The organism is Vibrio sp. La 4.2.2, from assembly GCF_027586995.1.
Classification (GTDB): Bacteria; Pseudomonadota; Gammaproteobacteria; order Enterobacterales; family Vibrionaceae; genus Vibrio; species Vibrio mediterranei.
This window is the reverse complement of the sequence record NZ_JAPPTJ010000004.1, coordinates 553,934-574,311: the sequence shown is the minus strand read 5'-3', so window position 1 is coordinate 574,311 and position 20,378 is coordinate 553,934. Positions and strand designations below refer to the sequence as shown.

Here is a 20,378-nt window from a genome sequence, read left to right as displayed (position 1 = left end):
GCCACGTGTTACGTCTTTTCCTTCCACACCGTCGCCTGCTTCACGCACACGACCAATTTCTTTGGCGGAATCAATCACTGGCGCATCATTCGTCCCTTTAACAGTCACCGAGATAGTTTGAGTAACCACAGCGCCCTGTTCGTCTTCAACTTGAACGGTAAAACTCAGAGGAACTTCGTCACCTTCAGCTAACGCTTCTACGGCACCCGCTTCGTTATCAATAACAAAACTCCATAAGCCATCGCTAGTGATACTGAACGTGCCGTACGGGTTGCTAACGTCGCCTACTGGGCTCCACGTTAGGTTAGAAGAATCCACATCTGTCGCTGAAAGTTGACCACCTGTACTTGGTGCTCCGGCATCCTCAGTACCATTGTCAAAATGCCCAGACTCTCTTACTTCGCCTTCTGTAACCAATTCTGAGTCAATTACTGGCTTGTCGTTCGTACCTTGGATATTGATAACAATCGTTTGAAAGACATCAACACCTTGGTCGTCAGTGACTTTAACTTTGAATTCAAGAGAAGTTGATTGTCCTTCTCGTAAGGCTTGAACTTCATCTGCAGTGTTGTCTAGTTCAAATGTCCAGAAGCCGGCTTCTGTAATCGAAAAATCGCCATATGTAGAAGACACATCGCCGTCTTTTGACCAAACCAAACTTTCGACTGGAGAGTCTACATCTGTGGCATTCAACTGTCCGCTCACCGATGCCGTTCCTATGTTCTCTGAACCGTCATCATTGTGTCCAGCTTCGACAACGTCACCACTGATTTCGCTATTTGCACTGATAACAGGTTTATCGTTAGTGCCAGTAATAGTGATTACAAATGGCTGTGACGTAGAGGAGTTTAGAGGGTCGGTGACTTGGACGGTAAAGGAGAGTGTGACAGTATCATTGACGTTTAAAGCTTGTGTGGCATCCGAGTCATTATTTAAACGGAAGGTCCATTGCCCATTATCAGCTAGCTCAAACTCACCGAAGTCAGATAGATTGTCCGGAGTAGAAATCACATCCCATGTTAACGTTGCATCGTCAAATTCAAGGTCGGTTGCTGAAAGCTGACCTGTCAGCTCAGCCGTACCGTCAAAATCACTACCGTCAGAGTTATGACCTGCTTCCACAACGTTTCCAGCTAAGGCTTCACTAAGAATTTGCGGAGCTGAGTTAACGAGTACCTGAAGAAGAGTATTAGATTGCGTCGCGGTTAGTCCTTGCGTCTCAAGGCCAGAGGTGTCGAACTGAGTTTTAGCTAGAGTTTGCGAATCATCACGTTCGATAGCGCCAGTAGTCGTTGGGCTTGAACCATTGGCTTCACCTGCAGCAGTAGCTTGTTCTTCATTTTGAGTCGGATCTTCTCCGGCCTCAATGGCAGCGATGATTTCTTCGGCATCAATATCAGAGACATCTATCTCTTGGTTTTCCCCATCTTCTTGAATCAATACAAGGTCTATATCCTCTCCGACTTCTGTATCGTTCAAAACGTTGATAACAACGTCCCCAGGTCTTGGTTCTGTTCCTTCAGGAAGGATGGTGAGTTTTCCTTGAGCATCTATTACTAACGTACCAGACACTTTTGCCAACCCAAATAGAGACAACGCACTCATGATTTACTCCTTGAATTGCTTCCGACGCCAGGAAACAATATCTTTTATCAGTTCTAGCCAGCCTTGCTTGCGCGGATGGACATATGCCCAAGCTCGAAATTTTACTTTTATTTTACATTTAGATATCAGATTAGTTGACGAAATGAAACTTTTTGGGGAAGTATTTTTCGTTTGTCTCAAAAACGAAAAAAGTCTCGCAAATACGAGACTTTTTGATGAATGATTTAAGCTTAATCTTAGCCGATTACAGTGATAAATCCTTGTAAGATGATTAGGTTCACAATATCAATGAAAAACGCTCCCACAATAGGCACTACCATAAAGGCTTGAGGAGATGGACCGAATCGATTAACAATAGACCCCATATTCATAACCGCTGTCGGCGTAGCCCCTAAACCAAACCCACAGTGGCCACCGGCTATAACCGCTCCATCGTAGTTTTTGCCCATCACTCTAAACGTAATGTAATAAGCAAACAGCCCCAAAATAACCGATTGAACAGACAGTATGATTAAGAAAGGAATAGCCAGATCAAAGATGTTCCACAGCTGAAGACTCATCAATGCCATTGCTAAGAAAAGCGATAATGACACCGTACCGAGAATATCGACCGTTTCTGCATCCACTTTATAACTTTTGGTCACTTCGCAGATGTTGGTAATGAAAACACCGATAAATAACGCATAAACGAAGTCAGGAATCATTAACCAAGATATTTCAAATGTATTGACCCACGCATGTAAATACTTCGCTCCAGTCACACAGATGAGTAAGATAAACAGAACTTCAATAACCTTTTTAGCAGTCACGCGATCTCTTTCGTACTCGTTATAAGTTACCAATTCAGGGAAGCGCTCATGAGTATCATTGCCTCGGCCATACTCTGACTCAAAGTTATTCTTATCAATGAGTCGTTGTGCAACCGGACTACCAATAATACCGCCGATAATTAGACCAAAGGTTGCAGAAGCCATCGCAATTTCTAGTGTGTTGCTGATGCCGTAAGTCTCAGTAAAGGTTTGAGCCCAAGCAGCCCCAGTACCATGTCCGCCCGACAAGGTAATAGAGCCCGCAATTAACCCCATTAACGGCTCTAAGCCGAGCATGGTGGCTAATCCAACTCCGACACTATTCTGGATAATAATATATACCGATGCGACCGCTAAAAAGACAAAGACTTTAGCGCCACCTTTCATCAGTTGGGTGTAGTTAGCCGCCAATCCTACGGTGCTAAAAAACATCAACATAAATGTTTTCTGCAAGGGCAACGAGAACTCAAGATTAACGTTGTTAAAGTGTAAAACCGTAATGATAAGGGCAACGATTAATCCACCAACGATGGGTTCAGGGATGTTGTATTTTTTTAGAACAGGGAGCTTACTATTAATGATGTGTCCCAGAAAAAGAACGCTGATAGCGATCAAAAAAGATTCTAACGTGCCAACAGAGATGGTGTTGTTCATATAACCTCTTTTTTTGCTTTATCGCTCATCTTCCTTAATGAGGTTCGACTAAATTGTAAAGTGTAGTAGAAATAGAATAGATGGCGACTCGCTTTACGCAGACACCAAACGACCTTGTTTAGACTATCTATCACTTCTTAAGGTGCCGGGAAGAATCGGCAAATATGTGGCCATAGTTAATTAACAGAAACACTGTTAACCTGTTGGCTACATTGAGTTTATGAATATAAAAAGAAGAACTACACTAAATTAATCGCGCAGTGTACCACAGACAGGCCATTGCGACTAATTGAACCATCGAATATATGGATAACGGAATGAAATCTATACTAACAAGGACTGTTTTTTCAGTCGCTCTATTGACACCATTCGCTGCGATAAGCGCTGTCAATATTAGCTATGGCGATACAAATACAACGTCAGAACAACAAGCGAAAACTGCAATCGCACAAAGCAAAATAAATGAGCTGGTGGTACAGCTCTCCGATACTTACTTTCCATTTAACAACGACCTAACGATTCAATATGGCGGTGATGACGGACCACTTTACGATCCTCAAGCTCATGTCGTGCATATTCCGTATAAATTCTATACCGACTCACTCAACTACTTTTTAAACAACGATTACCAAAAGAAGTTTGGCAAACCAGCTAAAGATGGGGCGCTTGATACTCTACTTCATACATTGTTGCATGAAGCAGGACATGCTTACGTAGCAGATCATGGGATTCCTATTCTAGGTAAAGAAGAAGATGCCGTAGATAACTTTGCGGCAGTGTTAATGCTCAACTACGTAGAAAACGGTGCCGATGCCACTATCAGCGCTGCAGATATGTTCTCCTTTGAATCCGAAGACCGGCCCGACTATTACGATTTTGCCGAGTACATCGGCGAGCATAGTTTTGATCTACAACGTTATTTCAGCACACTTTGTTTGGTATATGGTAGTGACCCAGAGAACCATGCCACGCTTCTGGATGAGATAGAAGAAGACTATAGAGACGAGCAAAAAGATAAATGTGAAATGACTTTCCAACAGATCGATATGAACTGGAAACAAGTATTAAGAATACAAGAAGAGCAAAGCTGAAAACAAAGAAAGGAGTTGATATGGCGACCCAGCTCATCGTATTTTTTGATGGTACGTGCCCACTTTGCGTCAAAGAAATGCAATCTCTAAAGCATCATGACAAAGCACTAGCCATTAAACTTATCGACATTTTCTCTCCAGAGTTTGAGGCCTACCCTGATATCGATCCTAAAGCAGCCTCAGAGCGCCTTCATGCCTACGATACAGAAGGAAAGTTGCTTCTCGGCTTGGACGTTACTCATAGAGCATGGAGCTTGGTAGGAAAACCACATCTTTACGGATTCACACGATGGCGAATCTTCAAGCCTGTTTGCGATTGGGCATACCTGAAATTTGCTCGTAATCGCTACCAAATATCGGGCTGGCTAACTGGAAAGAAACAATGTGAGCGGTGTCGGCTTGATTAGTCGACTACCGCTCAACGCTTTATTTACACTGTAAACGTTACAATTCAGCGTCTTTGCGAACTGCTTTAAGTAAAACAGACGTATCTGAACGATTTTCCCCTTGCGAAGAGAGTGCTTTATATCTTTCGACCGTCTGTTCCGTCAATGGAAGTCGAATGCCCTGACGAGCCCCTTCATCCAAACAAAAACCGAGATCTTTAATCATCCAATCGATGGCAAAACCAAAGTCATACTTATCTTCATCCATGGTTTTGGCACGGTTTTCCATCTGCCAAGAACCCGCCGCACCATTTTTCAAGCAATCAACTAATGAAGGAATATCTAAACCACTCTTTTGCGCGAGTATTAACCCTTCAGACAATCCAGTTAGAACTCCAGCGATACATACTTGGTTAACCATTTTAGCTCGTTGTCCTTGACCAACAGTCCCCATCAAGACTGATGACTTACCGTAAGCATCAAATACTGGCTGCAAAGCGGTAAAAGTTGCTTGTTCGCCACCGCACATGATGGTCAGCACACCATTTTCTGCGCCAGCCTGTCCTCCAGATACGGGCGCGTCCATAAAACGGACATTCGCTTTATCACACGCAGCTCCAAGCTCTTCTGCCAACTGCGCTGATGTAGTCGTATGATCAACGAGAATAGCCCCTTTCTTCATGCTCGCAATGGCACCAGAAACGGATGTGGTCATCTGTCTAACGTCATCATCGTTGCCCACACATACCGCCACCACATCGGCGTCTCTAACACAATCCGCCACTGTTTCATGATATCGACCATTGTATTCTTCGGCCCAGCGTTTCGCTTTTTCTGTAGTGCGATTAAATACGCAAACCTCAAATCCTGCTTTAGCCAAATGACCAGCCATTGGGTATCCCATAACGCCTAATCCAATAAAACTAACTTTCATTTGTACTCCTTTAATTGCTGGTGGGGTTTACCGCGGCATCCATTGTATCTGCACTAGATAAAATCGCGTCTATTAGCGATTTGACGGCCTTTGGTTGGTATTTCCTATCTTTGTACACCAAAAACGCCTGTCGGTCACTACGATAGTGCTCAGGCAGCAGATGAACTAAATTTGAGTTGCCACGCACATGGCGTAAAGGTAGTGATGCAACTCCCAAGCCTCGCTCAACTGCATCGAGTAACGCTTGGATATCATTGACAACAAGCCTAGGTTTTATCGTCATGCTTTGCTCAAGAGCGTCATCACGGTAAATCGCCAGCTTCTGACTATTATCTATGGCAAGCCAATCTAGCTCTTGTAACTGCTCAATGTGGGTAATTTGGCTACATTTTGCTAAGTATTCAGCGCTAGCAAAAAAGCCGTGGCGTGCAGTAAACAGTGGTCGAGCAATGAGATCATCCATCTCACTGATGTCAAACGTAATCAACAATTCTCGATTCGTTTGTGGTTTTAGCTGATCATGGTTTAAAGCGAGATCGATGTGAACTTTAGGGTATTGTTTTAAATACCCTTCAACCACAGGTGCTACGAAAGAATGATAGAAACTGTGAGGGGCGGACAAACGTACCGTACCAGCAACCTGCTCCGTTTGCTCCGTTACATTACCTAACCCTATTTCGATCTGCTCAATACCACTGCTCAGTTGATCGAAAACAAGCTTACCAATTTCAGTCGCAGCTAATTCCCTACCCTTCTTCTCTAGTAAACGTAGTCCTAAACGCTCCTCAAGCGATGAGATACGTCTTGATACCGTCGATTGAGGCACACCCAATAGATTAGCGGTTTTTAAGACTGAGCCGTGTTCCACGACCTTACAAAACAAGTAGACGTCGTCTATATACCCAAATATGGAATCCACAATTCTAAATTACCCAATATTATCTATTTATGAATAGGTTTATACTTCTTATAACAAAAATCAACAGGAGAATAACAATGAGCAGAAAACAATTTTGGATCTCAGCCCTACTTTCATCTCTCACTATGGGAATCATGATGTCCGGTATTATCTCAGGATACAAAATGGGCTTTAGTAGCGCATGGCCACCGATATGGCTACAGAGTTTTCTTATCGCTTGGCCATGTGCTCTGTTGTTGAACCTTACGGTCTTGCCTCAAGTGAGAAACTTCGCAGCATGGATATGCACTCCAAGAAAGATCAAGAACAAGGAAGCATGATCATGGGAAAGTACCTTGATCATGCTTCTGGAGATATCATATTCAATCGCCGTTTAGAACCGAAAAAACGGCAATAAAAAAGAGCCGACTATGTCGACTCTTTTTCTTCATAACGAGCGTATTATTGCTCTGCGTTATGGTAAACCTGCTGAACATCATCGCAGTCATCTAGCATGTCGAGGAATTTTTGGAATTTCTCAGCATCTTCACCAGCAATTGCAGTATGAGTTTGCGGTACAAACGTAATTTCTTCTACATCAACCGTTAGGTCTGGGTATTCTGCATTCAATGCCGTTTTCGCTTTGAAGAACTCAGTATGTGGTGCAAATACCGTGATGACGCCATCTTCAAGCTCAATATCAGTTACATCAACATCTGCCATCATCAGAGCTTCAAGCACCGCTTCTTCGTCGTCACCTTTGAACTGGAACACCGCTTGGTGATCGAACATGTGAGCCACAGTACCAGGGCTACCAATCTTTGCGCCAGTCTTAACAAAGCATTGACGAACATCTTGGAAAGTACGGTTGCCGTTATCTGTTAGACAGTCAACGATGACACTAACGCCACCAGGACCAAACCCTTCGTAACGTGCAGGCTGGTAATCTTCACCACCACCACCGCTAGCTTTGTCTAGTGCTTTATCGATAACGTGAGCAGGAACTTGATCCTTTTTAGCTTTAGCAATCAGGTGCTTAAGTGAAAGGTTCATTTCTGGATCTGCACCACCGTTCTTAGCAGCTACATAGATCTCTTTACCATACTTGGAATAAACTTTAATTTTCGCGCCCTGAGTCTTGGCCATTGAGGCCTTGCGCACTTCAAAACTTCTTCCCATCGGGATGTTCTCTCTAATTCATTTTAACGCGGAGGATTTTATCAAATCGTCGGTACAATTCAATTGTGAACGCCGTGAATGGCGCTTACATCACTCCCATCATTCGTTTGTATTTGTCGACACACTGTTCAAACCATGCTTGTTCAGCCTCATCCGCTATCTTTTCGAGTTGCTCGCGTATAGCTTCAGGCCCCGCTTTGGCTTCTTTTAATTGCCACACAACAAAGGAAGCTTGTTTATCAAGTTCAACTTTATTCTTTTCAGAGGGTGGGAGAAGCGACAAATTATGGGACATGGTATTTAGTCAGTTGATGTTGGCAAGGGAGCAGAATATACCATTGATGAAGTATTAAACTCAAATGAAAGGGTGTGATTTGGGATAGATAGAAAATACAAAGGGTGGCCTTAGCCACCCTATCTGGTTATCCAATATTAGTGAATCAAGCCTAGCTCTCTTGCTTCTTCGAGAGTTAGACCACTTTCTCTGATTTCCCTCAACGCTTCAATGCGACGTCTAGCTTCTGCGGATTTTCCCTGTTTCGCAGGACGTATGTTTTCTTGGACTTCTTCAGAGTGATCCCACTTACTTGTCATGGATGTCATTTCGTCATGGTCGATTGAATTAATGGACATTGTTACCTCCTGATGAACCATGTCTGAACACCTAATCTGTAGCAAACGACAATTTTGTTGTTAAGAAAAACTGAGTCAGAATGTGATAGGGGCAATAGTTCTAAACAGAAGTTTTAGAAAGCGGTTTTTAAACTTTGAAATCCATCAGCGGTGGGATTACATTTAGGAGATTCCACCTCAGAAAATCAACTTGATCGAGATCTCCTTTTTTCTCCTCTAAGCCCACACCAGATATTAGTTGCACCTCACCCAGAAATGAGGGAATCGTCGAATTTCAGACAAAAAAAAAGCGAGTCCAAATTGAACTCGCCAAAATATATCAGAATGAATGTAACAATATGAGCCAATCTACTTATTTCATTAGAAAGGACAAAAGGTTGTCTATTCGGAATAAATATTAGCCAACCACACTTGTTACTTTGTCAGCTTATTGTCAGCGTTATGTGTTATTCCTAACAAGTTAGTACTAAGTGTAACAAGGGGTTAATTAGCGCTAAATAGCGACCTCATCTAGCACGCGAAATACCGTTTCATCGATATGTCCTTCGTGCACTTGTTTACACACTTTTTTACGGACGGCCAACGCTGAGATCAGTCGTTCAATCGACAAATGCTTGTTTTCTTGTCGAGAGTTATATAACTCCACAACACGACTCAGCACTTCATAGGGAATGACCTGATCATCAACACGCAACCAATCCAGCTTCTCCATAAGCTCTGAGCACTCTTGTTTGATTGAGGCGACCGAATGCCCTGTCATGGCAGACAATGCCGTTACACTGCGTTCTAGAGCTTCTGATGAAGTATATTTAGATAAGATGATGGTTATTTCATCCGCATTGATTTCAACTAAGTGTTTTCTCTGCTTCACTCTACGGCCCAGGTTTCCTCTTGGAGACGGTGCTTTACGCTGAATTGGCTCAAACTCACCGTCAATGATTGTCGACAGCTCATCGAGTTGCTTACGAGTTACCAACTCGTTGCGTAACGGGTTAGGTAAGGTTGGTGCCATGTTTCGCTTACCTGCATTCGTCGTTCTTGCTCTTGAGTAACGCAATACTTCTTCCACATCACAACGAATATCAACCTGATAATCTGGTAGCTTAGCATCTGGATCTATGCATTGTAGTGTCAGATGATAGCCCCATAAGTTTACATCAAATTGATCATTGCTTGTGGATCCTTCCCCTAGTTTTCTAAGCTCTCGAAGAAGATCCATCGAGAAGCGTCGCCATTCTATGTTACGCGCAAGCTTTTGATTAAGCTCTGAAAGAAGAAGAGTATCGGTATGACGTCGGGCCATACGACTTCTGAAATACGAATACAACTGAAATACCAATGTATGCTGTTTTAGAATTTCAGGTGGGAACAAGAAAAAATAGTCTCTCGTCAATAACTCTTCGTAGAACGACGGCTCCCACACCAAGATATATAAATTAGGCTTGATCTTGATCTCACCATCCGCGCCTTCACGTGGTGCCTCTTCAGATGCAGTGATCGTTCTGGCTAGAAACCTAAAACGATCACTCTTGAATCCTTCAGGCATATTTTCGCTGAGCCAACGACCTGTAAGCTCGTGCAATTGGAAATCGGTAAATTCAATTCGATCAATACTGTCACGAATGGAATCACGTGCTGGGCCACTGTCTTTTTTACCTCGAAGGGAAAGGATGTCAGTGATATATAAAGGGGTCTTGTTAGGCACATGTTTAGCATCAAGGTGATACTCTTCGTGGTGATGATCATGGTATTGCACCGTTAGCGTAAACAATGCAAACAGCGTCATAAGATCATCAACAGTCATGATATTCTTAGATGATCGAGTTTCAATCACCGCTTTTGTACCTGAGATGGATACCATCGACTTCTGATAGCTTTTACGTGTACGTGGTGGAGCGAGTGCTTGATCGATAATGCCTGCCCAGTTTGTTGGAGATACTACAAACTGATCTGCTTCATCGCGCATAGCTGGTGGCGTATAAAGTCCATGTTCATTCAACAAGCGTTTATTCACTTGTGTTTGAGCCAATGCTTTTGATTTTTTTTGCTTTTCGGATTGCTTAACCGATTCGGTTACCAGGCTGGTTGCGCCTAAAACGGATACTAATTGATTGGGATTAATAAACCGATGAAGCATCGTTTTGCCAGCGAGGCCTTCCTCAAACTTAACACCATGTTGGCTAAACAAACCAATATTTACTGCGGCTCTCAAACGTTGCTGAATAGCTGCACGAGTTAGTTTACCGTCAGTGGCGTCGATTAACTCGGTAGTTGAAACGTAACCATCTTTAGAACTGAATCCGCGTAAAGAGATAAGATTCAGCAGTTCCAAAATGCTCTTAGTCACGCCTTTGAAGTGCTGATACTGCTCAATCCAATCGACAGACGTTTCTGTCACTTCAAAAAGATGTCCGCCTTTGTGATCTCGTGGAGACCGGATCAATAATTTTTCATCGTTGCTCATGATTGGATCTATATCACACTATCCGTAAATTCGATATTGTTCCATAGAATAAAGAATAATGTCGAATAAATAAAGATCTATTTTATTGCTCTTAATAAACTGATCTTTACTGATAATACTGATCTAATATGATTAAGTGATCTTATGATCTGGCACTTTTATGGGTTGTAACTATATGTTTTTAAAAGCAAAGATTTAACAAGCATTCGGACGCATGATCATAGTAATTACGAAACGATGATCATTGTTTTTCGAATGCATGATCATAGAACTCCGGAGGCATGATCATCATCTGCCCGAAAATATGATCATTACGCTAACGGATAGATGATCATGAAGTCATCACAACTTATCCACAGAAAAAGTAGAAAAGCTGTGAATAGCTTAATGTAAATATCTTTTAAATCATAAATTTACCTCGAAAGCATGATCAAGGTGGAAGAATTATTTGTCGTCTTAGGCAATTGATGAAAGTCATTGTTCAAATATTACTCGAATTGAATAAAGATAAACGAACAGACGCTTTTTCATCGTTAATGGCTTTAACCCTTATATATTGGGAAGCATGATCAAGAAAGTTTATTGAACCTGTTATTGCATTTTGAATTCTGTCGTTAACCACTGAATCTTACCACTATCCCTTGTTCTATCGGGCATAAGCCGTAATTTTGTCGGAGATTTGCATGCTTCCGTAGTGACAAAGTACTTGATCATTCTTCCAAGATAAATGATCGACGTAACAGACCAATAATCCAATGTCTGTTTCTAAAACTTCCCTTGATCATGCTTCTATATTCTCGGAACTATGATCATGAGTTTTGTCTTTTGGTGCTCTAACGTTTCTTCACTGACCAATGAACAATTATTTGTGTGCCTAAAAAGACGCTTAATTTGAAATAGCTGAGATAGAAACAACAAAGTCCGTAAGTTATCCAATATTTATAATCGTTCCGAGATGTTTTCTATTTACATTGTAAATAAGTTACGTGGTAACACTTGAAATCTGATGAGGTTTCTGTGTCTTTCACTTCATTATAACTTGGATTGTTTGATGTATTTTTCACCAGCTTTGTAGACAAAATCACGATTTGGCTTTTATGTGGTCAATTTATTGTAAAAAACAACACTAAGTGAGTGGACAGCTTTTTGATGTGAATGTACGATATAGCTGTACATTAATTCATTAGGTTACTTGGTTGGAACTTAGGTATGAAAAGAGAACAAACAATAGATAATCTCTACCAACTTGCAGAACAAACTCAGCAAGTACAAGCAGATCGCATCGAAATTGTATTAGAAGAACGAAGCGATGATCACTTTCCTGCAATGTCAAAAGCAATGATGGAAACTCGTTCTGGACTGACTCGTCGTAAACTGGATGATGCTATCAGTAAGATGGAAGCAAATGGTCATCAATTTACTAAAAATAATGCCAATCATTATTCTATTTCGTTGCAAGAAGCACACATGTTGATGGATGCGGCTGCGGTACCTAAATTTCACGAACGTAAACAAAGCGCCAATAATAAACCGTGGATTATTAACGTTCAAAACCAAAAGGGTGGTACTGGTAAGTCTATGAGTGCAGTTCATCTAGCTGCCTGCCTAGCGCTAAACTTGGACAAACGCTATCGTATCTGTCTAATTGACTTGGACCCTCAAGGTTCACTTCGTTTGTTCTTGAATCCACAAATCAGTATTTCCGAACATGAAAACATCTATTCTGCGGTAGATGTAATGCTAGAAAATGTACCGGAAGGGACTGATATTGATATTGATTTTTTACGCCGCAACGTTTTGCTACCAACTCAGTATCCTAACCTAAAAACGATTTCAGCCTTCCCTGAAGATGCGATGTTTAACGCGGAAGCATGGCAAAACCTTTCTCAAAACCAATCTCTCGATATTGTTAAACTACTAAAAGAGAAGTTGATTGACAAAATCGCGGATGACTTCGACGTCATCATGATTGATACTGGCCCTCACGTTGATCCACTAGTTTGGAACGCTATGTATGCATCTAATGCGCTGCTTATTCCATGTGCAGCTAAACGTTTAGATTGGGCTTCAACAGTCAATTTCTTCCAGCACCTTCCGACTGTTTATGAGATGTTCCCAGAAGATTGGAAAGGATTAGAATTCGTTCGTCTGATGCCGACCATGTTTGAAGATGATAATAAAAAGCAAGTGTCTGTCTTAACAGAGATGAACTACCTACTTGGTGACCAAGTTATGATGGCGACAATTCCTCGTAGTAGGGCATTTGAAACTTGTGCAGATACCTACAGCACAGTATTTGATTTAACGGCTTCTGACTTTGAAGGTGGTAAAAAAACGCTGGCGACAGCACAAGACGCAGTACACAAAAGTGCACTAGAGTTAGAAAGAGTGCTTCACAGCAACTGGTCATCATTGAATCAAGGGTAACGTTATATGGCTATTAAAACTTCTGAACTTAACGCTAAGCTTTTCGGAAAAGCAAATAAGAGACGTGCAACTACCCCTCAGGAAGCGCAAACCGCAGCCAAGGAACAAGCCCAATATATTGAGTTATCAGTTGCAGGGGAGGAGCTAGTTTCATTTGAACTTGTGCGTATTCCTGCAAATGAAGTGGAATCGAAGACGTTCGTATTTGAAGAAAATGCACGTGAGCAATCATTCTTAAACGAGCACGCACTCTCTGATGTACTGGCAACTTTAAGAGATAAAGGGCAACAGTATCCAGCAGTTGGCCGCCGTCAAAAAGACGGAACCATTGAAGTTCTTGATGGTAGCCGTCGTCGTATGTCATGTATTCTGGCTCAAAAAGAGTTCTTGATTTACGTTGCTGAAAATATCAATGGCGACCACGCTAAATTCTTGTCTGATGTTGCGAACGCCCATAAGCCGCTATCTCTATATGAAAAAGGTAAAGAGATGCTAGCTAAGCTTGAAAGCGGCGAAGCTGAAGACCAAAAAGCGCTAGCGAAAATGTTTCAATGTAGCGAAGCACTGGTAAGTGGAGCTCTGAAAGCTGCAGACTTACCACTAGAACTTCTTCAAGCATACCCTAACGTGAGTGATTTAGGACGTCCAACGATTGTGCGTCTACATAAGCAATTTAGCGAACTTGATGGTGACAAACAAAACCAATTAATTGAGCGTTGTCACCAGAATGAAGGTTACGTGTGGCAGAAAAGTCGTGCTCAAGGTGTTGCACGCATTACCAAAGATGTGTCGGAAACTCTAGAGAACTGGATGCATGAACTTGCGCCACCTAAGAGAGCTAAAGTCGCGAAAATTGATCTCGTTAAGGGACGGGCTAGTTACATTCGCAAAGGTCCAAATTTAGCACTCAACCTTAAAAAGGTCGATGACCAAACAATGGATGAAATCCTAGAGTTCATAAAAACTAAGATGAACTAAATAACTTTCAAAATACCTCGCCATAGCGAGGTATTTTTTTGTGTTAATATTGTGGTAAGTCCCCACAGCAATGATACCCATGACGGCTTTATTTTCCTCACAGCTTCATCTTCTCGAGCAACAACATGCAATAGCGGATGAGCGCTTTCAACGAAGTGCGCTCATTTTAGAAGGCTCACTGGCATGGCAGCATGAATTGATTGAGCAATTCTCGATGCGCTTTCCTAAAGACTCTAAGTTTCAGCTAGGAGAAGAATCTATCGGCTCTCTAGACGCTATTCCGGTTAAACAAGGAAAACGTCTACTAGGAAGGGAAGTTAAGCTACTCGTCGTGACGCTTAGCGATGATTTTGATGCTAATAGTTTTAATGCTGCACTTGGTGCGCTCGTAGGAGGCGGTGTACTCATTCTGTTAAGTAATGGAAGTGATGTACATCCTTGGTTAGAGCGACACCTCGCTTTGCTACCTCGACTGAAACAATCAAGCCGTAACCTGATTAATAATTTGGCTTATTGGCAAAATCAACACCAGGCGCGTGAGAGTAGCAATATTTATGTAGAACAAAACGAAGCCATCGAGGCCATCGAGCGAGTCCTTACGGGACATAGAAAACGTCCTTTGGTTATTACTGCCGATCGAGGGCGTGGCAAAAGCAGTGCCCTCGGACTAGCGGCGGCAAGAATAGTCGCTTCACGTCCGTGTCGAATCTTGGTCACTGCGCCAAGCAAAGCTGCTGTTCAGCCTGTCTTTGATTTCAGTCAGATAGAACAAAGCGCTTCGTCATCTATTGAGTTTGTTTCGCCAGATGAGCTGATAAAGTCAAAGCCTGTTTGTGATTTATTGTTTGTCGACGAAGCCGCAGCGATTCCAGTTCCACTCTTGAAAACCATTGTTGCCTATTACCATCGTCTAGTTATCAGTTCGACTGTTCATGGTTATGAAGGGTGTGGAAGAGGGTTTAGCCTTAAGTTCCTTCCTTGGCTCCAAAAGGAACGTAAAGGAACCAAACTACATCATATGCAGCAGCCGATTCGATGGGCTCAAAACGATGCTTTAGAGAAGTGGTGCGCCGGTGCGTTTCTATTACAAGCTGAGCTAACACAGTTGGCAAGTGACGTTAAGTTTGATTCGTTTGACTCAAAGCGTTGGTTTTTTTCTTCAGTGGCAACAGATGATTGTAGCAGTAACGAATCAATATTGTCTGAAGCCTTTGCTTTACTCGTTAATGCGCACTACCAGACTTCTCCTAACGATCTGATGTTATTGCTCTCGTCAAAAACAATGACGCTTTATACCATGAGTTACGATGGTCAGGTTGTCGGCGCTGTTCTCTTAAATAGGGAAGGGGATTTGTCTCTTGATATCGTAGAGAGAGTCCAACTAGGGCAGTCTCGTCCGCCGGGTAACTTGGCGCCGGTTGAGCTAGCTAATCACCTTGCTCTATCAGAGCCAGCAACGCAACGTTGTGGCAGAGTGATGCGAATAGCGGTTCATCCTCTAGTACAATCCTCTGGTGTCGGTTCTGAGATGCTGCGTCGTTTGACACTACTAATAGGTGATCAGGTAGATTATCTTGCCACCAGCTTTGGAGTGACGACAGAGCTGTTTAGATTCTGGCAAAGCAACCAATTCGTTCCGCTTAAACTGGGTAGTGCTAAAGATAAAGCCAGTGGTACCTATAGCCTTACTTTGGTATTGCCAACATCTAAAAATAGTGAAGATTGGCTTTCCCAAGCTAAACAACAGTTCAGCCGAAATCTGGTTTATCAATTGAGATCGGTCAATCGGGATATTCATCCATCGCTTGCATGGTTATTGTTTTCTACCTCAATTATAGAGAGAAGCGCTGGGTTGCCATCGAAGCTCGCCATTCTGTACTCAAGAGGTGGCAACTCATTGGTTTCCAGCCGTAGCGATTTGTTCGACTTCATGGTGTCTCTCGCAAATGCCTCAGTAGATGTTGATAGTCCGATTGTCACGGCCGTCGTGTTGCAAGAATGGTCTTGGGAACACGTTGTCCATCAATTGAGTCTAGCGGGACGTAAACAAGCTGAAGCTCAATTTAGGCTGGAACTCTGTTCACTCATCGAACGTTTACAGTGTAAATTGACTTAAACTTCTCTTGCCTTGGATTTACACTGTAAACAAAGCCACCGACGTTTACAGTGTAAATTGCCAGAATCCTGTTTTTACACTGTAAATCCTCTTCAAACTCAAATTCAGCTCTCTCTCATCTACCACACGTTCATAGTTGAATCAGAGTCAAAGAACCAACCGAATTACCGTGACGCCAACCGGAGTTTTCGATATTGAACATAGTCTCACTACTGAGACTACATTAAGATAATTAAAATTGTTGAAGCATGATCACATTGTTCAGTTTGAGCTTGTGTAATGAGCATAAGGAAGTGTCTAGCCATCATGTGGAAAAGTGTTCTCAAAATATCGTCAAATGGTAATGAAGTTATTGCCCAATTACCGAGTGAGTATGAGCAAGGTCTGGCATTAGAAGCTTCTTTGCTAAACAACATGTTGGGTGAGCTTAATGCCCAGCATTTCTTTCTTGACGAATCTGCTGTCAATCAATTCATAAAGTGTGCTGCAAGTGCAAAAGGTGAAGCCTTTTCTGGCATCACTATTGCCCAAATTAAAGATGCTAGCGCTGAAGTGATACTAACCGAGCAAGATATGATTGCTAGTATTAAAGTCACTGGAGCATACGGCGGCAATCCACTTCAGCCTAATGACATCATCAAATCACTCACAGAATCCAGAGTAGTTAAAGGGCTTAACAAAAAAGCGTTAAAGAAAGTACTGCTACTCAGTCGTCAGCTTAAAGCTGGTGAGAGCTATACCCAACCTGTGGCGATAGGAAAAAGGCCGAAAGAAGGTAAAGATGCGCAGTTTATTCCACTAGTAGCTGACCCTAAAAAGCGTGTACTCAAACCGCAAGCTACCGGCGATGGAGACAAAGTAGATATGCGTGATTTAGGAGCCATTGTTACGGTAGGTGAAAATGAGCAAGTGATGAAGCGAATACCGGCCATCAAAGGTGAGAATGGATTCACAGTCACTGGAGCCATCATCCCTCCTAAAGCAGTCAAAGACAATCCACTTAAGCCGGGAGCAGGGACCAAGTTCTCGGCTGATAACCCGAATACATTGTTGTCTACGATGTCAGGAATGCCGGTAATTAAATCATCGGGTGTCGAGATTGATGAAGCCCTTTGCTTGAGTAAAGTGGATATATCCACCGGACATATCAAATTTAAGGGCAGTGTGGTGATTTCTGGAAATATTGAACCCAATATGGAAGTGACAGCGACAGGGACTATTACTGTTGGGGGATTTGTTGAGTCGGCAATTTTGAAGTCGAAAGGGGATATCATCGTCAGCAAAGGTATCATCGGACATAATGTTGATGATGGCGAACCCAAATCTTGTCTCATTGAGTCTGGCGGCGATGTTGTCGCTAACTACGCTCAGTTTGCTAATATTAGCTCACAAGGAGATATTCACTTTACGGTGCATAGTCTAAACAATGACATCGTGTGTGGCGGTGATTTAATAGTGACTGGCGCAGGGAAGAAACAAGGGATTTTAAGTGGTGGAGAAGCGATAGTCGGTGGCAAAGTGGTTTGTAATCAACTCGGTGTGGAAGGTGATACTGCCACCTACATAAAAGCTTTTGCGCAGTTCCAAAATTACCAAGATGGACTAGAACAACTGCAACTACGTTATACCGAGCTTCAAGAAAGTAAAATGAAAGCAATCCGACGCGAAATAGAGCTTAAGAAGGTTCCTAAATCAGCAAGAACGGAAGAACAGAATAAAGAGCTCGAAGCATTAAATAGTTCAAACACCGAAGCGTTAGATGAACTCAATGCTGAAAAAGAGAGATTGGAGCTGGAGCTGTTTGCTAAGTTAGAGCTCAATACGGTAGAGTCTTTGGTTCAAACTCACACACGTGTAACCGTCGCGTTTGACGAAGAAAAGGTGACGACAAAAAATACGCACGGCCCAGCATCATTCAGCTTTAATAAGCATATTATCCATTTTGCTCCAAAGCTAAAAGAAGAAGACCTTGCAGTTTAGAACCAAGTTTTTGTTAGCCTAGACTATGACTTAGGTGCTTTGCTTCCACAGCAAAGCGCCATTTCCTTGCTGGGCCAATATATCGTCAGGATTTCTTAGTCGACAGCGACTTAGCGAGAGGCAACCACAACCAATGCACTCCCCAAGCTCGTCTCTAAGTTTGGTCATTAGCCAAATTTTCTCATCTAATATTCGCTTCCAGTTTTTGCCCATAGACTCCCACTCTTCTTGAGAGGGGGCTCTATGAATAGAAAGCACCGACAATGCCTCTTTAATCTCTTCTAGGCTGAGCCCGAGTTGCTGTCCTGTTTTAATAACCGCTATACGTCGCAAGACTGAGCTGTCATAGCGACGTTGATTCCCTTGGTTTCGCCAACTAGAAATCATTCCTTTCTGCTCGTAAAAATGCAGTGCTGATACAGCAACTTCCGCACGCTTTGCTACCTGACCGACTGATAATTCCATTTCATTCTCCTTTTACACTCAAGTATAGCTTGACCTCAAGTAATGTTGAGGTTTTAGCATTGAAGCAACTCACAAAGATAAAGGAATGATGATGAAAAGGACTTCGCTGCAACATCTCTCTGCACTGTTGTTCGATGGTATCGCTTCAGGGATGATGTTAATGGCGCTCCCATGGAGCATCTTGACGCAAGGAAACAACAGTACATTCTTGGCTATACTCACGTTATGTTGCACGGCGTTATCGTTCTTTGCGACCCCATTCTTTGCTACGGCTATTGACCGTTTTTCGCGAAAGCATATCTTAGCACTGGTCCAACTATTACAGGCGCTAGCTGCATTACTCGTTGTTTTTACTTGGTATATTGAACCGAATGCACTTTGGCCCCTTGCTGTTGCTCAACTGGTTTTTTGGTTAACTAACGATCTTGCATGGGGGACAAACGGTGCATTCACTCAAGAGCTCTATAAAAGATCAGATTATGCAAAAATCTCTGGACAACAAGAGATCGTCCTACAGATGACCACCCTGACTGCAGGCGGCTTAGGCGTATTGTTATTGGAGCTGTGGTCAATCGAGTACTTTGCCTTGCTGGCTATGTTACTTTCTGTCAGCGCTATGATTTGCTATGCCAGTATCCATTACAAACCAAAGCAACGCGAGACCAAGCATGTATCTTTTATGACACAGCTGAGCGAATCTAAAGCCATATTTTCACGCTCACCGATGTTTTTCTTGTTTGTTGCTCTGTCCTGTCTGAGTTACCCAATGATGACTTACTTGTCTAAGTTGGTGCCTATCTATTTTTCCGAGCAAAACATTGAAGGTCATTGGTTTGCTTGGTGGCAAATAAATTATGGTTTAGGCGCGATGTTATGCGGAGTTATCATTACGCAGCTACTGATTCGTTTTCGACAAGAACAACTAATGATTGTCAGTGTTGTCGGGTTAGCGGTGTTATTGAGTGTACTAGCTAGCTCGATGTCAGCACTTAGTCTCGTTATTTTTGCGTTATTTATTGGCTTATTCAATGCGACCAATCGAATCGCTAGAGTAAATAAGCTGCATGAAACGATTGATAATAGAGTTCGAGGCAGAGTAGATGGTGGAATGAAGTTATTCTCTACTTTTGTTCAAAGTATGAGTTATGTTCTTATCGCCTATTTGACTCACTACGATCTTACGGAGCTTGGGTTTGCGGTGGCCGCCGTTGTGATGATGTTAGCCGCTTTGGGTATGTTGTTATTGTATAAAGATAAAAATAATACTCATACGTTACAAAGCTATTGAGGTTTTGCCGGTAATGGCGTTGGGACAGGCTGCGCTGCTTCTTCGGGTTTGGATATGGTAATACTACGGATGAATCGACTGAAGTAGAGTTCTTTTACCAGCTCGTCGCAGCGTTCAGTTGTTAGATTGCGTTTCCACTGCTCGCTGCTCACGGAGATGCGAGTTTGATTGGTTGCTCGATAGCCGTTGGCAACTTCGCATAGCTCTATTGTGTCCATGTAATTAGGGTAAGTATTAACTGATGAGGAGCGAAGGCCAAGCTGATTCATTTGATATGACGAACAGCCCGTCATGATGAGCAAGGTGAAAGATAACAGTGCTTTTATTCTCATAGCAGTTAGTGGTTTGTCCTAGGTTTGTGCACAAACGCTCATACTAAACACTATTTGAGACAGATAAAGAGAAGTTTTAAACACAGGTCACCTAACAGCAAAAATTAACACTGCTCAGACATTTAGACGATCTATACTG

Annotated in this window: 18 protein-coding genes; 8 read left to right on the top strand and 10 right to left on the bottom strand. The window is 42.5% G+C overall.

The genetic code is table 11. The features are described from left to right. A partial coding sequence (locus OH456_RS11970; protein WP_270033527.1) for a VCBS domain-containing protein occupies positions 1–1,605 on the bottom strand: 1,605 nt, incomplete at its 3' end. Positions 1,606–1,841: 236 nt separating this feature from the next. Next, positions 1,842–3,068 carry a sodium/glutamate symporter gene (gltS, locus tag OH456_RS11965; RefSeq protein WP_006069707.1) on the bottom strand — a complete coding sequence of 409 codons (1,227 nt, stop codon included), beginning with the start codon at positions 3,066–3,068 and terminating at the stop codon, positions 1,842–1,844. 317 nt (positions 3,069–3,385) lie between these two features. Between gltS and OH456_RS11960 the strand changes: the two genes are divergently transcribed. Both OH456_RS11960 and OH456_RS11955 read left to right on the top strand, forming a co-directional pair. Continuing rightward, complete coding sequence (locus OH456_RS11960; protein ID WP_270033526.1) at positions 3,386–4,159, top strand: DUF4344 domain-containing metallopeptidase; 774 nt, start codon at positions 3,386–3,388, stop codon at positions 4,157–4,159. A gap of 20 nt (positions 4,160–4,179) precedes the next feature. Next, positions 4,180–4,566, top strand: a complete 387-nt coding sequence (locus OH456_RS11955; RefSeq protein WP_198559323.1) for a thiol-disulfide oxidoreductase DCC family protein — start codon at positions 4,180–4,182, stop codon at positions 4,564–4,566. Positions 4,567–4,603: 37 nt separating this feature from the next. Here OH456_RS11955 and OH456_RS11950 read toward each other — a convergent pair whose 3' ends face one another. Together OH456_RS11950 and OH456_RS11945 are read right to left on the bottom strand one after the other, a co-directional pair. Beyond that, positions 4,604–5,479 carry an NAD(P)-dependent oxidoreductase gene (locus OH456_RS11950; protein ID WP_270033525.1) on the bottom strand — a complete coding sequence of 292 codons (876 nt, stop codon included), beginning with the start codon at positions 5,477–5,479 and terminating at the stop codon, positions 4,604–4,606. Between the two features lie 10 nt (positions 5,480–5,489). Further along, complete coding sequence (locus OH456_RS11945; protein WP_124941611.1) at positions 5,490–6,398, bottom strand: LysR family transcriptional regulator; 909 nt, start codon at positions 6,396–6,398, stop codon at positions 5,490–5,492. 77 nt (positions 6,399–6,475) lie between these two features. On the opposite strand from OH456_RS11945, the gene OH456_RS11940 reads away from it, so the two are divergent. Then, entirely contained in the window at positions 6,476–6,718 is a 243-nt protein-coding gene (locus OH456_RS11940) for a DUF2798 domain-containing protein (RefSeq protein WP_270033524.1), read from the top strand. Between the two features lie 121 nt (positions 6,719–6,839). Here the strand turns inward: OH456_RS11940 and OH456_RS11935 are convergent, their stop codons facing one another. The 4 genes from OH456_RS11935 to OH456_RS11920 all read right to left on the bottom strand — a co-directional run bounded on the left by OH456_RS11935 (position 6,840) and on the right by OH456_RS11920 (position 10,653). Continuing rightward, on the bottom strand, positions 6,840–7,556 hold the full coding sequence (locus tag OH456_RS11935) for a YebC/PmpR family DNA-binding transcriptional regulator (RefSeq protein WP_006069714.1): 717 nt from the start codon (positions 7,554–7,556) through the stop codon (positions 6,840–6,842). Between the two features lie 85 nt (positions 7,557–7,641). Continuing rightward, positions 7,642–7,851, bottom strand: a complete 210-nt coding sequence (locus OH456_RS11930) for a DUF3283 family protein (protein WP_006069715.1) — start codon at positions 7,849–7,851, stop codon at positions 7,642–7,644. 137 nt (positions 7,852–7,988) lie between these two features. Further along, positions 7,989–8,189 carry a PA3496 family putative envelope integrity protein gene (locus tag OH456_RS11925; RefSeq protein ID WP_006069716.1) on the bottom strand — a complete coding sequence of 67 codons (201 nt, stop codon included), beginning with the start codon at positions 8,187–8,189 and terminating at the stop codon, positions 7,989–7,991. 493 nt (positions 8,190–8,682) lie between these two features. Then, positions 8,683–10,653, bottom strand: coding sequence for a replication initiator protein RctB domain-containing protein (locus OH456_RS11920; protein ID WP_006069717.1), 1,971 nt, complete (start codon positions 10,651–10,653; stop codon positions 8,683–8,685). Between the two features lie 1,209 nt (positions 10,654–11,862). Between OH456_RS11920 and OH456_RS11915 the strand changes: the two genes are divergently transcribed. From OH456_RS11915 to OH456_RS11900, 4 genes are all read left to right on the top strand, one after another. Beyond that, on the top strand, positions 11,863–13,080 hold the full coding sequence (locus tag OH456_RS11915; RefSeq protein WP_006069718.1) for an AAA family ATPase: 1,218 nt from the start codon (positions 11,863–11,865) through the stop codon (positions 13,078–13,080). 6 nt (positions 13,081–13,086) lie between these two features. After that, on the top strand, positions 13,087–14,058 hold the full coding sequence (locus OH456_RS11910) for a ParB/RepB/Spo0J family partition protein (protein WP_107306151.1): 972 nt from the start codon (positions 13,087–13,089) through the stop codon (positions 14,056–14,058). A gap of 79 nt (positions 14,059–14,137) precedes the next feature. Continuing rightward, positions 14,138–16,174, top strand: coding sequence for a GNAT family N-acetyltransferase (locus tag OH456_RS11905; RefSeq protein WP_270033523.1), 2,037 nt, complete (start codon positions 14,138–14,140; stop codon positions 16,172–16,174). 306 nt (positions 16,175–16,480) lie between these two features. Then, positions 16,481–18,154, top strand: a complete 1,674-nt coding sequence (locus OH456_RS11900) for a DUF342 domain-containing protein (protein WP_198559317.1) — start codon at positions 16,481–16,483, stop codon at positions 18,152–18,154. A gap of 30 nt (positions 18,155–18,184) precedes the next feature. On the opposite strand, the gene soxR is transcribed toward OH456_RS11900, so the two are convergent. Then, on the bottom strand, positions 18,185–18,619 hold the full coding sequence (gene soxR / locus OH456_RS11895; RefSeq protein WP_270033522.1) for a redox-sensitive transcriptional activator SoxR: 435 nt from the start codon (positions 18,617–18,619) through the stop codon (positions 18,185–18,187). A gap of 91 nt (positions 18,620–18,710) precedes the next feature. On the opposite strand from soxR, the gene OH456_RS11890 reads away from it, so the two are divergent. Next, a complete protein-coding gene (locus OH456_RS11890) occupies positions 18,711–19,907 on the top strand; it encodes an MFS transporter (RefSeq protein WP_124942226.1) in 1,197 nt (398 codons plus the stop codon). Here the strand turns inward: OH456_RS11890 and OH456_RS11885 are convergent. Further along, positions 19,901–20,239: a hypothetical protein gene (locus tag OH456_RS11885; RefSeq protein WP_006069724.1), complete on the bottom strand. Its 339-nt coding sequence runs from the start codon at positions 20,237–20,239 to the stop codon at positions 19,901–19,903. The genes OH456_RS11890 and OH456_RS11885 overlap by 7 nt on opposite strands. Positions 20,240–20,378: the final 139 nt, after the last annotated feature.

Coding starts and splice junctions, on each gene's coding strand:
- gltS (WP_006069707.1), bottom strand. CDS start 3,068: ATGAACAACACCATCTCTGTTGGCACGTTAGAATCTTTTTTGATCGCT.
- OH456_RS11960 (WP_270033526.1), top strand. CDS start 3,386: ATGAAATCTATACTAACAAGGACTGTTTTTTCAGTCGCTCTATTGACA.
- OH456_RS11955 (WP_198559323.1), top strand. CDS start 4,180: ATGGCGACCCAGCTCATCGTATTTTTTGATGGTACGTGCCCACTTTGC.
- OH456_RS11950 (WP_270033525.1), bottom strand. CDS start 5,479: ATGAAAGTTAGTTTTATTGGATTAGGCGTTATGGGATACCCAATGGCT.
- OH456_RS11940 (WP_270033524.1), top strand. CDS start 6,476: ATGAGCAGAAAACAATTTTGGATCTCAGCCCTACTTTCATCTCTCACT.
- OH456_RS11935 (WP_006069714.1), bottom strand. CDS start 7,556: ATGGGAAGAAGTTTTGAAGTGCGCAAGGCCTCAATGGCCAAGACTCAG.
- OH456_RS11930 (WP_006069715.1), bottom strand. CDS start 7,851: ATGTCCCATAATTTGTCGCTTCTCCCACCCTCTGAAAAGAATAAAGTT.
- OH456_RS11925 (WP_006069716.1), bottom strand. CDS start 8,189: ATGTCCATTAATTCAATCGACCATGACGAAATGACATCCATGACAAGT.
- OH456_RS11920 (WP_006069717.1), bottom strand. CDS start 10,653: ATGAGCAACGATGAAAAATTATTGATCCGGTCTCCACGAGATCACAAA.
- OH456_RS11915 (WP_006069718.1), top strand. CDS start 11,863: ATGAAAAGAGAACAAACAATAGATAATCTCTACCAACTTGCAGAACAA.
- OH456_RS11910 (WP_107306151.1), top strand. CDS start 13,087: ATGGCTATTAAAACTTCTGAACTTAACGCTAAGCTTTTCGGAAAAGCA.
- OH456_RS11905 (WP_270033523.1), top strand. CDS start 14,138: ATGACGGCTTTATTTTCCTCACAGCTTCATCTTCTCGAGCAACAACAT.
- OH456_RS11900 (WP_198559317.1), top strand. CDS start 16,481: ATGTGGAAAAGTGTTCTCAAAATATCGTCAAATGGTAATGAAGTTATT.
- soxR (WP_270033522.1), bottom strand. CDS start 18,619: ATGGAATTATCAGTCGGTCAGGTAGCAAAGCGTGCGGAAGTTGCTGTA.
- OH456_RS11890 (WP_124942226.1), top strand. CDS start 18,711: ATGAAAAGGACTTCGCTGCAACATCTCTCTGCACTGTTGTTCGATGGT.
- OH456_RS11885 (WP_006069724.1), bottom strand. CDS start 20,239: ATGAGAATAAAAGCACTGTTATCTTTCACCTTGCTCATCATGACGGGC.